This is a genomic window from Methylotenera versatilis 301 (assembly GCF_000093025.1).
Classification (GTDB): Bacteria; Pseudomonadota; Gammaproteobacteria; order Burkholderiales; family Methylophilaceae; genus Methylotenera; species Methylotenera versatilis.
This window is the reverse complement of record NC_014207.1, coordinates 600,434-616,711: the sequence shown is the minus strand read 5'-3', so window position 1 is coordinate 616,711 and position 16,278 is coordinate 600,434. Positions and strand designations below refer to the sequence as shown.

Genomic DNA, 16,278 nt, shown 5'->3' with positions numbered 1-16,278 from the left:
TTACGCAATAAACCTCACTTCAAAAAACACTCTCAATCAATCATGCAAACAGCACTTATCTATAGCGCGCTCATCATGGGCTTGGCTGGTGGCCCACATTGTGTAGCCATGTGCGGCGCGGCTTGCACCTCATTCACACAATCGCCAGATAAACCCTATGCGATTTACTTTTATCACTTAGGACGGGTGTGTGGCTATGCGCTATTAGGCGCAATCGCCACGTTTGCCATTCAAAGCATTGCTTGGCTTTCTAGCTATAGCGCCATTTTGCACCCGCTATGGACGTTCTTTCATGTGCTGGTTTTTTTCTGGGGTTTGATACTAGTCATTTATGCACGCCAGCCGATATGGATAGATCAAGCTGGACGGCGTATTTGGCAGCATGTTAAAAAACTCAGCAAAATAAACGGCGGCTATTTTTATATCGGCATGCTTTGGGCATTAATGCCTTGCGGCTTACTTTATTCCGCACTCATCATTGCCTCATTCAATGGCAACCCGCTAGGCGGCGCACTCAGTATGGCGGCATTTGCTGTAGGCTCTGCAATCTCATTATTTTTCGCGCCATGGTTATGGCTTAAACTCAAAACAACGATGGTAGAGCCGTATGGCATGCGCCTTGCAGGCTTATTGCTCAGTAGCGCCAGTGCTTGGGCTATTTGGATGTCACTGACGCATGATGCAAAAGTATGGTGCATGTAGAACTGAAGCTTGTAAAAACTACAAACCAAGCAAAATCAAACCGTCTTTATCAGTATTCCAAGCCAAGTAAGCTCGATTGTCTTTAGTCAGTAAAATCGGATAGTCCGATTTACCTGCACTAGTTGCAAGCTCTTTTGGTGCGCCCCAGCTTCTGCCTCCATCGTCAGAAAACATACCCAGTATTTTATTATTTTTACTTTCAATCTCGCGCCAAACCAGCCAAACATTCTCGCCCATGCTCAATAAAGCTGGATGACCCGCCTGATTATTGTGCTTACCAAACTTTTTCGGTGGCGAAGAAACCCAAGCTTCGCCATCCATACGGGCATAAAACAAGCTGGCATCTTTACCTGAATCGTCATTACCGCCGTCAAACCATGCCATATGATAGCCCCACCAATCTTTCCCTTCGCCACCAGTAGCAAGCGCCGCGCCGTGATGCGGGCAGCCATCAATTTTCCAGCGACCAAAAGTCGCGCGCTTCGTGACGGGCACTTGATTTACTTGTACAGGAATTTCAGCCATCATGTGATCGCGCTCACTGCCTTCAAACACATGGCGCCACATTGCCGCCACCGTACCATCTGGCTTATTGGTTAAAGCAATACGGCAGCACTCACAACTACTATCAGCCAGTTTTTGCTCAGGTGCGAAACTTGCCCCTTGATTACTGGAAGTCGCGTAATAGATCGCTGCACCTTCGTAAGGTTTACCTGCAGATTTAGCTGCAATTAAATCGCGCTTATCAATCCAAGTAACAGTGACTTTTCCTTTAGCATCACCAGTTTTCGCAACGTTGAGCTCATCAAATCGATGTGTAATCTCAGCACGGTCTGTATGTACAATGATCGGCTTTTCAAAACTTTTACCACCATTGATTGAACGTGAAAACCAAATATACCCTGTAAACGGCTTCTTTAAAGCCTCTGTCCAAGTGAGGTAAATATTGCCTTCTGGGCCAATCGCGATTTTAGGTCGCGCCTCACCATCTGCGCCTATTTTTTGTGCATTGGGTGTGACTTGCACGGGGCTAGAAAAAGTTTTGCCTAAATCACGGCTTGAGCTTACAAGTATCAATCCATTTTTTTCAAGCACTCTCCATAAACTGCCTTGCGCATCAAACGCCACGCTAATAGCCAGAGAGTTGTCTTGAGATTTAGTGTGATCGTCGTGCGCACTTGCGACTAATGACGAGCAAAACAAACAAAGTGCTAATAATATTTTCATGCTGGAAGTTTACGCCATTGAGTATTTAAAACGAATATTTACCCAACATCTATTTATCGAATAATTTTAACCTATGAAGATAGAACCCTGGTTTTCCGCTGCCCCTGCGACAATTTGTCACATTTACTCTATACCCATGCTAGTTCATAATCTAAAGTATAGTTTTATGTGTTGAAAGTAAATCATGTCTTTGCTTACCAAAAATCACCTGCTCGTAGCATCATTTGCGACATTGGCTTTCGCCTCATCAACCGATGCATTTGCATGCTCAAGTTGCGGCTGTACGCTCAATTCAGATTGGTCATCACAAGGGATTTCATCTGGCGAAGGTACGCGATTTGACGTTCGTTTCGACTATTTCAAACAGAGTGATTACCGAAATGGCACTAGTTCAGTAAGCCGCAGCAACATTCCTGTGGGCACAGAAGTACAAGATACCACCATCAACCGCAACCTGACTTTGGGGCTGGATCATAGCTTTAACCAAGACTGGGCGATTAACCTACTACTGCCTATATTTAACCGCTCTCACGGTACTTACGGCGAAGATGGCGACTATCCAGACCCTGCTGCACTTATCACGTCGTCATCTAAAGGGTTAGGTGATTTACGCGTGACGGGCCGTTATCAAGGTTTAAGCGCAGACCGCAGTAGCGGTATCACATTTGGCTTAAAGTTACCCACAGGTGAAACCAACGATACTTTTAATGACGGTTCACCACTTGATAGAGGCTTGCAACTAGGTACTGGCACTACAGACTTATTACTAGGCGGCTATTACTTTGGCAGCATCAACCGCGACTGGGATTATTTTGCACAAGCCACGGTTCAAATAGCCCTTAACAAGCATAATGACTTTCGCCCTGGGAACGGTTTAAATGCGACAGCTGGCGTGCGTTACATGGGATTTGAATCATTTATTCCACAACTGCAATTCAATACTCGTATCGAAAAACGTGAGTCAGGCGCTGAAGCCGATGTAGATAATAGTGGCGCGACGCTGATTTACATTAGCCCTGGCGTTACCGTGCCAATCAACAAAACAGTACAAGCATTTGGTTTTATACAAGTGCCTATTTATCAGCATGTGAACGGCTACCAAATTGAGCCAAATGTATTGCTTTCTACAGGCTTACGCTTTAGTTTCTAAGCTGAGGTAATAAATCGAGTTGTTACGCGGTCAGGCTAAGGTGTGACTTACGCACTCACTGCACGCATCCTGTCCATTTTCTCGATAACTGCCTGATAGAGATCATGGTCAGAATCTGGGTTATTGCGGTCTGGGTGATGGGCACTGCGGATCTTTTTCAACGCAGTCACATCGTCTGGCAGGTCATGTACCTTGGTCACTCGATCACCGTTTTTGACCATCACGCGCTGAAGCTCCGCCTCAGCCACTTCGCGTGTGTCATATAACTTCTTGCTGCCAAGACGCCAACTATCTTGGTTTTTGCGTGGAGATAATTTCTCTTTACCATCAAACCAGATCCATTTGCCAGAATCGGGATCTTGTTCAAAATTAATGGTGTTGATGGTGTAGGTATGAACAGGCGGTTCGATTTCCATAGCGAGTAGATTGATAACCTTGCCGACAATCTCCACCGTTACCAGATAATACGCGCCTGCTTCATGCGGGCAGAACCCGCTACTGTGCGTCGGCTCAGGCTTGCTATCGATATTTGATGAATTCATTTCAGCCATGCGGCTAAGTGCTCTGCGTTGTGCGTTTGTCACGGGTATTGCTCCTTAAATTAGTTGAAACCCACAGAGATCAGCACTCGCTGAAGGGATCATGTCTTGTGTGAGCGCGTCATAGCTGGCAGTCAGGGGTTTATCCGCTCAAAAAAAAGACCACCTCAAAGGATGGCCTGATTGCTTGCTATGCCTGGCTTGCCGAGTAGGCTTCGAATCTACGACCTGCTCATTAACGGTCGTGTTCCTCACCGCACGACTAGTACGGCAATCAATTAAATATTTGCGTGATTATACTGCGCCTGATGTAAATATGCTGCAAATTGCTGAGTCTAGTGCAGAAAATAACAGAATCAAGGAACCTGAGTCGATTTTAATTCAGCCAATTTTTGGCTAAATCCATCACAGAAACCCAATACCCAAAATAAACCGCTACTTTTCTTCAAGCAGTGGCGTGACGATTTTATCTAGTAATGGTAAATCTATGCCTGCTGCACCGTACCAGCCGTCTTTACGTAAGACGCCTTTGCGATCAATCACAAAGGTTAATGGTAAACGCCAGATTCGACCATAACCTTTGTGCTGACTTTCACTTTCTAACGCCGCGTCAAAAGTATAGTCACGCATGACTTCGCGCACTTTAGCCAAATCCGCAGGCTCATCTAAGCTCACGGCAATTATCCTTAAACCTTGGTTCTTATGCTTTTGATAATAACTTTCGAACGCGGGCATTTCTTGTCTGCATGGTGGGCACCAAGTTGCCCAGAAGTTCACAATCACCACCTCACCTTTTACCGATTCAGTTGAAAATGATTTACCATCCAGCAGCTTGGCGGTAAGCAGTGGCGCAAGCTTCCCCTCTTCAACCGCATAGGCAGAAGTGTGTATACCCGCCAAAAATACTAAAAGTAATAATCTGATCATTGAAGCCATATTACACATCATCTAAATATTGTTAACAAATACTAGCATATTTCAATATTGCCTTAGCCAAGGACCTCTAAAAGTCTCAATCGCTTATAGCACCTAGTCGCTAACTTATAAATTAGCACCACTAAGTACTTTTAATTCAAAGATGGTTTTACAAGCCAAAGCGTATATTTACATTCAAGCTTTAGTCATTATGGTCGATAAAAACATATCGCTCATATTCAGCATATTTGCACTTAATGTTGAATAAATTTGCTAGTTGGTATGTTTTAGGTAAATATTAATAGGCCTTTTTTAGAATGTAAAAGTAATTGAAAAAGTTAAATAAATTAGATCAGTTGCAATCTGCTCCAGATAGCGCAAGCCATCTGAGTAGATTCATGTCTAAAGAACTTGCACTCGCCTGGCATTTACTAGGCTCATTGCAAGGCGTTGCTATTCTTGCTATAGATGAAAAGTGTAACGTCAGTTATGCAAACCCGTATGCCAGAGATATTTTCAACCTGAATGTAAAACATGTTGCGGCCAGAACTGGTCAACTACCTAAAGCCGTACATAAACGCATCGTTACCGAATTAAAAAAAGCCAGTACTAGCTTTGTATTGCAGTACGCCGCAGGAGATGAGTTACGCACCTTGCAGGTATTCACATCACACAACAAAGATTTTGAAGACTTGCATTCAGGTTATGTGCTGCACATGCATGACGTGACCGATCGCGTCAGCACAGAATTACAATTAAGACATACCGAAAAACTACTACGCAATTTGATTGATGCAAGCCCTGATTTGATTTGCTTCAAAGATGAGAAAAACCGCTGGTTAGAAGCGAATGCTAGCAGCATAGAGCTTTTTCAACTAGATCAACTGGACTATCAACACAAAACTGATATGGAGCTTGCCACTCTATCTAGCCCTGCGTTTAAAGAAGCTTTTCGCCACTCAAAAGTATCTGATGATCAAGCTTGGAAGTTAGGTCGCTCAATCAGAAATGAAGAAGTCATTTCATTGCCACACGGTGGCGCAAAAGTGCTAGATGTCATTAAAGTGCCATTGTTTAACGATGATGGCAGCCGCCATGGCTTAGTCACGCTAGGACGCGACATCACAGAGCGCAAAATGGCTGAAAGCCATCTGCGCGACCGCAGCGCTATTCTAGATGCGCTTATTTCATGCGACTGGTTATTACACTCCGCCGAATCTTGGCAAACAGTAGCAGTGACTGTGTTGCAACAGTTATGCCTTGCTTTACGCTTTACTCGCGCAACCATACTTAAAAATGTGGAGCCTAGTAATAAAGAAGTGGCTAATGCAGCCAAATCAGGGCATTCAAAAATACTTTACAGATGGTCAGTGCCAGGCTTCAGCAATGCTGATAATGCACTTGAAGCGATTGATTTTAATGATGTGCGTTTAAATCGTTGGAAAGATGCGCTTCAACTCGGTGACCCTGTTTTTGGTGATATTCGTGATCTGCCAAGTTCAGAGCGCCAGATACTTGAGCAACATGATACGCAATCTATTGCCATCGTCCCGCTTTTCTCAGACAAGGTATGGTGGGGCAATATCATCATCGAGCGTTGCCACGACTTAATTAAGACCACACCGCAAGAGCTTGGCTCGTTAATGGCGATAGGTCGATCTTTAGGCGTCGCAATACAAAGAGAGAATGCAGGCAAGCGATTACACCAAGCTAAAATCGCCTTTGATAGCGCCAGTGAAGGCATCATGATCACCGATGACAAAGTACGCATTGTCGCTATTAACAAAGGCTTTACTGAAATTACTGGCTATTCCGAAGAAGAGGTACTGGGGAAATCTCCTAAAATACTTCAATCTGGCAATCAGGATGATCGTTTTTACAAAGACATGTGGGCCATCTTAAAAAAAGAAGAGCGCTGGCATGGTGAGGTATTCAATAAACGTAAATCTGGCGAAAACTATTATGAGTGGCTAACCATTACCGCTGTGAAAGATAATGCCGGACAAGTCGTTAATTACGTCGGCGTTTTTGCTGACATTACCGATGTTAAGCGCTCACAAAACAGGTTGCATGAGCTAGTGAATCACGACCCTCTAACAGGTCTGCCTAACCGCCGCCTACTAAATGAGCTGTTGGAACATTCCATTAAACGAGCTGAACGCGATAACCATAAAATCGCTCTATTGTTTATTGACTTAGATCGATTTAAAGCTGTTAACGATACCCTTGGGCATCAAGTAGGCGATAAACTATTGCTCGAAGCCTCTAGGCGCATTAGCTTATCCATGCGTGATAGCGACGTAGTGGCAAGGCTAGGCGGCGACGAGTTTGTAGTGATGATGGATATGATCAGCAAACCTAGCGACGCATCACTGGTAGCTAAAAAAATTATTCATGCGCTACAAATTGAATTTAATATTGATGGCCATGAAATTTACATCAGCGCGAGTGTCGGCATTTCTACATTCCCGAAAGACTGCGCGGATGTAGAAGGTTTAATTAAAGCCGCTGATATTGCAATGTATCAAGTTAAGAATAAAGGCAAAAACAACCACTGCTTCTACTCTGATGACTTGAGTAAAAGCGCGGTCGAGCGCTTTACTTTGGAAGGCCAGCTACGCCATGCCTTAGTGCGTAAACAGTTTGAGGTTTACTATCAACCACAAGTCTCGCTGATAACTGGCGAGATTATAGGTGCTGAAGCGCTGATACGATGGAACCACCCTAAATTAGGCTTAGTGTCCCCAGCCACATTTATTCCGATGGCTGAGGAAACTGGCTTAATTGTACAAATCGGTGAGTGGGTACTGCGTGAGGCCGCCCACCAAATAGTACGTTGGCACAAAGCTGGTCATGCTATTCAATGGATTGCAGTCAACGTCTCTGGCGTGCAAATTATGCGCAGCAACTTCGCCGATACCGTTTATGGCATTTTGATGGAAACGGATTGCAATCCGCACATGCTGGAACTTGAAATTACCGAAAGTACGGTAATGCAAAATACTGAGTATGTGATTGATACGTTCAATCGCATCAAGCAACTTGGCTTGAAATTAGCCATCGATGATTTTGGCACAGGATATTCATCGCTCTCTAATCTCAAACGATTACCACTCGACAAAATAAAAATAGACCAATCTTTTGTACGTGATCTACCTGATGATTTAGATGATGCCGCGATTGCCAATGCCATTTATGCGATGGCTGGCAGCTTAGGCTTTAGCGTGATTGCCGAAGGTGTAGAAACCCAAGCGCAAGCCGATTTCTTAAGCGCCATGGGCTGCAAAGAAGGACAAGGCTATCTCTATAGTAAACCTGTTACTGCCACAGAATTCTCAAAACTATTAACAAAATAAGAATTAAGAACAAAGAGGTAAAGCATATGAATAATGAACATCACTTTATGGACGTTTCACAATTACAAGTGGGTATCTATGTGCATCTGGATTTAGGATGGATGGATCACCCATTCACGCTAAGTAACTTTAAGGTGAAAGATGAAGAGCAAATCTCCATTATTAAAAAAACGGGGCTTACCAGATTGCGTTACGACCCCAAGCGTAGTGATTGTCAGCCATTACCAATCAAAACAGAGGCGCCATCTGTAGAAATAATCGAGAAGGAAACTCACCCCATTCCAGCGCCAATAAGCAGCGTAGACAATGCAAAACAACGCCTTAAAGAGCTACATCAAGCTATTAATGTGTGTGAAAGAAAGTTTATCAATACCAGCAATATTGCCCGACAAGTGACACACAATATTCTATCGGACTCTAAAGCCTCAATTGAACAAGCGGCTGTGATTATCAATGATATGGTCGACACAGCGTTAATGGAAGGTGATGTGGCGGTTCACGCGCTCAATGGCAACCGCTCCAGTGATGCCAATTACATCCATCCGCTCAATGTGACTGTACTTGCGCTGATTATGGCTAAGTCTGTCAACATGTCAAAAGAAGATGCGCGTTTATTAGGGATGGCGGCGTTGTTTCATGACATTGGCAAGGCAGAAATATCCGATAAAATCTTGCTTAAAAAAGACCCACTCACAAAGTCAGAACAATCACATTTTGAACAGCATAGTGAAATAGGTTCGCGTATGGCACAAGAGATTGGCTTACCCGTGCGTATTGGTAAGATCATTATGCAGCACCATGAGCATGCAGATGGCTCAGGTTACCCAAAACATCTGCGTGGAGAGCAAACTGACCCGTTTGCCAGATTAATTGCGATAGTGAATGGTTATGACAATTTATGTAACCCAAACAATATTGCGCTAGCCAAAACACCGTATGAAGCACTCGCGCATATGTACGCCAGCCAGCGTGCTAAATACGATGAATCTCTACTCAAACGCTTGATCAAATCGCTGGGCATTTATCCACCTGGTAGTATTGTGCAGCTTTCCACAGGTAGCTATGCCACAGTTATTTCTGTGAACCCCAACAAACCGCTCAGACCATTTGTGATGGTGCATGACCCGCTGACAGCCAGACACGAACCGCAAATAATAGACTTACGCGAAGAGCCTAGCATCAGCATCAACGCCTGCTTACGCCCAAGTCAATTACCAGCGGACGTGCTTGAATACTTGAACCCACGTAAGCGAGTCAGCTATTTTATAGATGTGGACTTATCGAACGCTGAAGACTCGCAGACTTGATAGCATTAGCTTGATGAGCCAGTTAATAGTCATATTTCAGTTGTAGATAGCCGGTACGCTGTGGGTAAGGGTGAAACACATAAGCTTTGTAATTATTTAAATTGTCTACGCCAATGCTCGCCGTTAATTTATCTGCAAACTTATAATTAGCTTTCACATCCATAATAAAAAACTTGCTCGCTGCACCGTAAGTGTCAGGGTTGCTATCACTATTATCTAAAGCATTATATTGCCTGCCACTGTAACGTGCTGCCAAGCTGTAGCTTAGATGGCTACCTTGATGATATGTTGCCACCGCTTTGAACATACTTCTTGGAATGCGAGTTGGTTTGTTACCCACCGTGCTAGGTGCATTATCGTTGCGTAACACCTCTGCATCAGTGAAGGTTGCGCTACCCAATAAGTCTAGGCCGTTTATCAGCACATCTTGCCATTGCGTTGCTAATTCAAGACCACGCGCACGAATATGCTCCACGTTTTGCGTATAACTACACCCTGCTGCTCTAGTACAAGTACCTGTATCGTAGGGAATCACACTACCCACAGCAAGAAATTGTGTAATGAGCGCATCAAATTTATTCTCGCTAAATAAACTCGCGCGAACTAAACCGTTATCAAAACGACGCTCTGCAGAAAACTCACCGGCAATGACTTCTTCTGGCTTCAAGTTTGGATTACTTTGAACAAAGTAAGGAACAGCGCCATTTTGCAAAGGTTGAAATAACTCACCAACAGTCGGAAAGCGAAATGCCTGCCCGAATGAAGCACGAAACCCCCACTCTGGTTGAGGTTCGAAGCTCAGGGAAACTTTAGGCGAAAATTTATTCACTGACACATCTTTATAATTAGCAGTGTTTAATATGCCACCGATGGTAATTTTATTTTGTCCATCATTGGCCTCCCAATGCTCGGCGCGACCACCAAAAGTCAACGCCCATTGTGGGTTAATCTGCCATTTATCTTGTGCATAAAGGGCTTGAGTACGAGTGTCACCACGCGCCGCAGAAAACAAACCGCCTTTAGCACCAGTTGACCAATCCGCAGTGTCGTTTGTCTCACTACGTAATTCGTATTGATCAACATGGTAACCAATATCAATCGTGTGTTGACCTGAATAGTTTCTTTGCGGACGCAAAGTGGTACGCGCATCAAATACTGTCCAACCTGTGCCTGCTTGGTCTGTCACGCGACCAATTCGATTGAGATATGGGTTACCCGCTGTAGTCGTTCCACTTGTTGGCGTGTTAGAGAAACTATTTTTATCTTGATGAAAGTCATAATCGGATAAAGTTAGTTGCCAATCAAAAAAATCTTTATTGTTTGACTTTAGATCTAGCGCCTGCATGATGTGCAGGGAGTCGGCCTCTGCCGGACTCATGCCAGATATATCATAGCGTTGACCATTAAAGTTAACCTGTCCGTTATAGACAGCATTTCCAGCGCCATCTTTAACATAGCTTTTCACCTCTGTTTTGCTATCCAGATTCCATACGCCCAAGGTATAAGCCGCCTTAATGGTTGGCGTGATGTCATAAGCCACTTTGAATTTAATGTTGGTTTGCTCAGAGTCATCAATGCTGTTAGCCCCAAAAATGACACGGTCTTTGTTCACTTCACTTTTGTCTTGATACGCACCTGTCACGACTGGGCTTACTCCGGGAGCCGTAGTAGAGCGATTGGCGGTTGAGAACCCCATAGGCTGGCTTCGGTTATCCAGCCTATCCACACCAAACCAAAAAGAAAAATCATTCACTTTATTGCCAAACGATGCTGTTAAATGATTTCCATTAAAGCTTTCGTTCGTGCCGTAATGTTCATAACTTTGCGTAAAAGCCTGCGCACTAGCATGCGCCTCAAATTTATCTAGCATGCGTGTCACTAGGGTAATCACACCGCCAAACGAGTTACCCGCATACAATGCAGAAAAAGGCCCGTACATCATACTGATGCTTTCAATTTCTTCTGGCGTCACCATCCCCCAGCGCGGAGAACCAAAATTGCCCTGCAAAAAATTAGACAACAACACGCCATCTGCATACAACATGTTTTGTGCGCTAGCTAGCGAACCTACAGTACGAGTGGCAATATTGCCGTTGCGATCACCAATAAAACGCTCACGCACTTGCATACTAGGCATATATTTCAAGGTTTGTGAGGAAGTTGCCGCATTGAGATTCTCTTCAATTTGTTTTTTATCGAAAGTTTCAACCGTGGCTGGATGTTTAAGAATACGACTATCAATCATCGGTGCACGCACCACAACCGCATCTAGCTCAATTTGAGTTTCAGCATCTACCTGCATTTGTTTAGATTTACTTTCAACCGCGGCCTCTTCGGCCATCAACAAATCGCTGTTACACGCCAAAACCACCGCTAATGTTAATTTCTTAAACATAGCCTTCTCCCTGAAGTATTTTTATCGCCAAATTGTATTAGAGAAATTCTTACAGCGGAATGTGGCATATTGCCGCGCGACAATTTGTCACAGGTGAATTATCGACAGGCTTAAGGTATTATTTTCATTACCGTTTTATAATGAAACCAACTTTGAATAAACGTCCATAAACGCATGCAACCAGCACAACAATCCATCAGCAACGCAACACGCCTCAACATGCAGCGTTTAGTGATGTTGCGCGGCGTGGTGATGGCTTGCCTAAGTTTCGTTTTACTGGCTTTATATCAAGCGTCTATCCCCTTGCCTTACGCGCCAGTAATGTTAGCGATAGCTTCATTGGGGCTGCTTAGCCTAATCGCATGGTGGCGCTTAAGAAAAACCACGCAAACCTCACAACGTGAATTAGTCATGCAGTTGCTAGGTGACATTGCCGCACTATCACTGCTGTTTTACTTTAGTGGTGGCTATAGCAACCCTTTTATTTGGATGTACTTACTGCCAATAACTGTTGCTGCGGTTGCACTAAGGGCAGCCTACGCGTGGCTGATTGCTGGTTTGAGCATTACTTGCTACACCCTGCTGATGTTTTACCATGTGCCGCTTTCACACCTGCACATGCACACACATGGCGATGAAAAACTAGATATCCACTTGGTCGGCATGTGGATAGGCTTTGTTGTAAGCTCGGTGATTGTGGCGATATTCATTGCGCGTATTGGGCAAAATTTACGTGACTATGATAAAAAAATTGCAGAAGTCCGCGAAAAAGCACTGGAAAGCGAACGCATGTTAGCCCTAGGCACACTTGCTACCAGCGCCGCTCACGAACTAGGCACGCCACTAGCAACTATGGCGATAGTCAGCAAAGAACTTACGCAGGAATATGCTAATCAGCCTGAGCTACTAACGCAACTCAACATATTGCAGAAACAAGTGTCGCGCTGCAAAGAAATCTTATCAAGCATCACACGTAATGCAGGGCAATCACGCGCTGACGCGGGGCAAGGCTTACCGTTGCGAGAGTTTTTACAAGATGCCATTCAACGCTGGCGTGATACCCGCCCTGCCACAGAACTTGTGGTGACGACGCCAAGCAATATGATTGACCCTATGATTGTGATGGACCGAACCTTAACGCAGGCGATACAAAACATGCTGGATAACGCAGCGGATGAATCCCCTGAACGCGTGCTATTTCATGCCGAATGGAATGACAAAATACTGAGCATTCAAATTAGAGACTTTGGCAAAGGCTTGAGTGCGGAAACTAAAAAAAAGCTAGGCACACCATTTTTCACCTCTAAAAATGAACAAGGCATGGGGCTGGGCGTGTATCTCACGCAAACCACTCTCGCGCGCTATGATGGTGAACTGACCCTGAATAACCATGTAGAAGGTGGTGTATTGGCGACGCTCAACTTACCACTTAAAAAATTATTCTTAGAAAAAATGTGAGTCATTAAATGAATCCTCTAGATACAAAAGACAACGTTGTTAATAATATGGTTGAAAATGATGGCACTGAAAATGACACGGTCGAAAAAGCCACATTACTTTTAGTGGATGATGACCAAGATTTTTTAAACGCACTGGCACCTGCCATGCGCAAACGTGGCTTTTTAGTAAGCTTAGCCAATAGCGCAGAAAGCGCTTTTGAGCTGGCTAAAAATGACCCGCCAGAATTTGCTGTAGTCGATTTAAAAATGTCAGGCAACTCAGGCCTAGTGCTGGTTCGACAACTAGCCAGCCTGAATGCTGGCACACGCATAGTCGTGCTCACAGGCTTTGCTAGCGTTACGACTGCGGTAGAAGCAATCAAACTGGGCGCAACGCACTATCTGGCTAAACCAGTAGATGCAGATGAAATTGTCGCCGCTTTTGAAAAGCAAACAGGCGATGATGAGGTAGAATTAGCGTCCAATCCATTACCTATAGAACGCTTAGAGTGGGAGCATATTCATCGCGTTTTAGCCGAGCATGATGGAAACATCTCAGCCACCGCGCGCAGTTTGAATATGCATAGACGCACCCTGCAAAGAAAGCTAAACAAGCATCCTAGCAGTTATACTAAGTAACAAATTCAGTTAAATATCCTAAGTAAAAATCAAAGAATAAATTAAGGAATTACCATGGCAGCAGGCAGTTTACTCGCACTTTTAGATGACATCGCAACCATATTGGATGACGTCTCAGTCATGACGCAAATGGCTGCAAAAAAAACGGCTGGGGTATTGGGCGATGATCTCGCGCTAAACGCCCAGCAAGTCAATGGCGTTGCGGCAGAGCGCGAATTGCCAGTCGTGTGGGCGGTGGCAAAAGGCTCGCTGGTCAACAAGCTAATATTGGTACCCACTGCACTCGCCATTAGCTATTTTGCACCTTGGGCAATTACACCGCTATTAATGGTAGGTGGCGCTTATTTATGTTTTGAAGGTTTTGAAAAAATTGCCGAAAAGTTTCTGCATAGCGCACATGAAGAAGAGGCGCATGACAATGCATTAGAAAAAGCAGTTGCCGACCCAAAAGTCGATTTAGTCGCACTAGAAAAAGATAAAATCAAGGGTGCTATTCGTACTGACTTTGTATTATCGGCAGAAATCATCGTCATCGCATTAGGTACTGTAGCAGCGGCAGACTTTACTAAACAAGTCATTGTCGTTTCAGCCATCGCGATCATCATGACCTTTGGCGTATATGGCTTGGTGGCGGGCATAGTGAAGCTTGATGACCTTGGCTTACACTTAATGCTTAAAAAAGGTAGTAGTTTTTACAAGCAACTTTTGCGTAAAGTTGGCGAAAAACTATTAGCCGCAGCGCCTTATTTAATGCGTCTTTTAATGATACTTGGCACTGCGGCTATGTTTGTTGTCGGCGGCAGCATTATCGGCCACGGCATTCCAGCTTTGCATCACTTTAGTGAACATCAAGCTGAAAGTTTGCACACGTTGCCGTTCATTGGCAGCTTCTCAGCAATAGTATTACCTATGCTAATTTATGCAATAGTTGGCTTAACGATAGGCGCAATTTGCGTAGCGCTATTTGAAATCGGCAATAAAATCTTACCTAAGAAGCATTAAGAGAAACTTACTTATTCAGAACTGCCAGGATTAACTGCTCGCAACTTTGACTCCAGCGTTCTAATGCGCTCTAAAAAAACGAGAGTTAAAGCAAAAGCATTTGGCTCTAACTCAAAATCCTGCTTGAGACGCGACAATGTTCGTATAGAGACAACGCAATGCCCACTAAAATGCAAACGTTCCTCGTCTGGATTTGTGGGGATAAGCGCACCACTATCGACCAAATGTCGCAAGTCTTCTTCAGCCAGTCCCGACAACTCTGCAAGCTCATCTAATGACACTTCATGATGCTTGTCTAGCCAAACTAATTCAGTGAAATCTATATTCATGGCATCACTCCTAATCAAAATGCGCACGTGGATTAAATGTTGACACTTCTGCCAACTCTCTAAACAACTCGCGCTCCTTATCACTTGGCTTTGCTGGCACTACAATTTGTGCAATTGCGTAAAGATCACCATTATCTTGACCTTGCCTAGGCAAACCACGCTTGCCAATGCGCAGCTTTTGCCCACTGGTAATGCCTTCGGGCACTTTAAGATTCACCGCGCCTTCTAAGGTTGGCACTTTAACCGTTGCGCCTAAAGCGGCTTCTGAGACTGTGAGCGGCAGGTCAATAAACAGATCATGATCGACCACACGAAATAATCGGTGTGGCGTAAAACTAATATTTAAATATAGGTTTCCGTCAGGCCCACCATGCGCGCCTTTGCCACCCTTACCTCGCAATAACATTTTTTGACCATCAGTCACACCTTTGGGAATACGTGCTTTAAAGGTGTGGGGCATACGCTTTAATTGCCCTTGCGCATCATATTCAGGAACTGTGAAACTCAAATCGACTGTGGTGCCATTAAAAGCATCATCAAGTGAAATCTGAGTTGCCAATTCGTAATCTTGCCCAGGAATTGGCATGCGACCACCTTGATGTTGCCCACCTTGCCTGCCTTTAGAAAAGCTAGCGAACAAATCGGATAGATCAACATCATCAAAAGAATAAGCTTGTGCACCTTGTTGGTGACCTTGATTTGCTCCCCAATTTGGTGGAGGTCGGAACTCTTCACCTGCGGGGTGGCGACCTAACTCATCATAAGCAGCACGCTTTTCAACATCTTTAAGCGTAGCGTAGGCCTCACCTATTTCTTTAAACTTCTCCTCACCTGCAGGATCTTTTGAAACATCTGGGTGATATTGATGCGCAAGCTTGCGATAAGCTTTCTTAATTTCGTCTTGGGTTGCCGTACGAGCAACACCTAAGGCCTCGTAATAGTCCTTAAATTTCATGATAGTTAAGGACTATTTATAGTAAGAACATGAATGATGAGCTCACTCTGTCTTAACCGTTGCAACATACTCATCATAACAACCTTTGCAGATGTTTTAAGAATGCATGTATTTAATACAGCTTATCATGCCTCCAATAGAGGCAAGCTTAGTCAGACTATCATACTACTATATCGACTGTAGATGGCTTTATTAGCTAAATGATAGAAATCTCAAGCAATGTTACTTTGTTAAATTAAATGATATAGTTTGTAAAAAGATTTAAACAATAACGCACGGTTATTTTTGCAGGGGTGTTTTTTGGTCAAAAGCAGCATCTTTAG

The 16,278-nt window shown here is 44.1% G+C and carries 13 protein-coding genes; 7 read left to right on the top strand and 6 right to left on the bottom strand.

Features of this window, described 5'->3' with window-relative positions:
• Positions 1-42: 42 nt before the first annotated feature.
• A complete protein-coding gene (locus M301_RS02870) occupies positions 43-702 on the top strand; it encodes a sulfite exporter TauE/SafE family protein (protein WP_013147257.1) in 660 nt (219 codons plus the stop codon).
• An 18-nt stretch (positions 703-720) separates the two neighbouring features.
• Here M301_RS02870 and M301_RS02865 read toward each other — a convergent pair whose 3' ends face one another.
• The gene (locus M301_RS02865; protein ID WP_013147256.1) at positions 721-1,929 is read right to left on the bottom strand and encodes a sialidase/neuraminidase family protein; all 1,209 of its coding nucleotides are present in this window, start codon (positions 1,927-1,929) and stop codon (positions 721-723) included.
• Between the two features lie 184 nt (positions 1,930-2,113).
• On the opposite strand from M301_RS02865, the gene M301_RS02860 reads away from it, so the two are divergent.
• Entirely contained in the window at positions 2,114-3,079 is a 966-nt protein-coding gene (locus M301_RS02860; protein ID WP_013147255.1) for a hypothetical protein, read from the top strand.
• Between the two features lie 47 nt (positions 3,080-3,126).
• On the opposite strand, the gene M301_RS02855 is transcribed toward M301_RS02860, so the two are convergent.
• On the bottom strand, positions 3,127-3,663 hold the full coding sequence (locus M301_RS02855; RefSeq protein ID WP_013147254.1) for a hypothetical protein: 537 nt from the start codon (positions 3,661-3,663) through the stop codon (positions 3,127-3,129).
• 390 nt (positions 3,664-4,053) lie between these two features.
• A complete protein-coding gene (locus M301_RS02850) occupies positions 4,054-4,554 on the bottom strand; it encodes a peroxiredoxin family protein (protein ID WP_013147253.1) in 501 nt (166 codons plus the stop codon).
• A 308-nt stretch (positions 4,555-4,862) separates the two neighbouring features.
• On the opposite strand from M301_RS02850, the gene M301_RS02845 reads away from it, so the two are divergent.
• Complete coding sequence (locus tag M301_RS02845) at positions 4,863-7,889, top strand: bifunctional diguanylate cyclase/phosphodiesterase (protein WP_238524657.1); 3,027 nt, start codon at positions 4,863-4,865, stop codon at positions 7,887-7,889.
• 26 nt (positions 7,890-7,915) lie between these two features.
• A complete protein-coding gene (locus M301_RS02840) occupies positions 7,916-9,196 on the top strand; it encodes a cyclic di-GMP phosphodiesterase (RefSeq protein ID WP_013147251.1) in 1,281 nt (426 codons plus the stop codon).
• Between the two features lie 22 nt (positions 9,197-9,218).
• On the opposite strand, the gene M301_RS02835 is transcribed toward M301_RS02840, so the two are convergent.
• Positions 9,219-11,591: a TonB-dependent receptor gene (locus M301_RS02835; RefSeq protein WP_013147250.1), complete on the bottom strand. Its 2,373-nt coding sequence runs from the start codon at positions 11,589-11,591 to the stop codon at positions 9,219-9,221.
• Positions 11,592-11,765: 174 nt separating this feature from the next.
• On the opposite strand from M301_RS02835, the gene M301_RS02830 reads away from it, so the two are divergent.
• From M301_RS02830 to M301_RS02820, 3 genes are read left to right on the top strand one after another with little or no spacing between them, the layout of a single operon-like run.
• Entirely contained in the window at positions 11,766-13,049 is a 1,284-nt protein-coding gene (locus tag M301_RS02830) for an ATP-binding protein (RefSeq protein WP_013147249.1), read from the top strand.
• Between the two features lie 47 nt (positions 13,050-13,096).
• Positions 13,097-13,669, top strand: coding sequence for a response regulator transcription factor (locus M301_RS02825; protein ID WP_041359714.1), 573 nt, complete (start codon positions 13,097-13,099; stop codon positions 13,667-13,669).
• 54 nt (positions 13,670-13,723) lie between these two features.
• The gene (locus M301_RS02820) at positions 13,724-14,671 is read left to right on the top strand and encodes a DUF808 domain-containing protein (RefSeq protein WP_013147247.1); all 948 of its coding nucleotides are present in this window, start codon (positions 13,724-13,726) and stop codon (positions 14,669-14,671) included.
• An 11-nt stretch (positions 14,672-14,682) separates the two neighbouring features.
• On the opposite strand, the gene M301_RS02815 is transcribed toward M301_RS02820, so the two are convergent.
• Both M301_RS02815 and M301_RS02810 read right to left on the bottom strand, forming a co-directional pair.
• The gene (locus tag M301_RS02815; RefSeq protein ID WP_013147246.1) at positions 14,683-15,000 is read right to left on the bottom strand and encodes a chaperone modulator CbpM; all 318 of its coding nucleotides are present in this window, start codon (positions 14,998-15,000) and stop codon (positions 14,683-14,685) included.
• A 10-nt stretch (positions 15,001-15,010) separates the two neighbouring features.
• Positions 15,011-15,955 carry a DnaJ C-terminal domain-containing protein gene (locus M301_RS02810; protein ID WP_013147245.1) on the bottom strand — a complete coding sequence of 315 codons (945 nt, stop codon included), beginning with the start codon at positions 15,953-15,955 and terminating at the stop codon, positions 15,011-15,013.
• Positions 15,956-16,278: the final 323 nt, after the last annotated feature.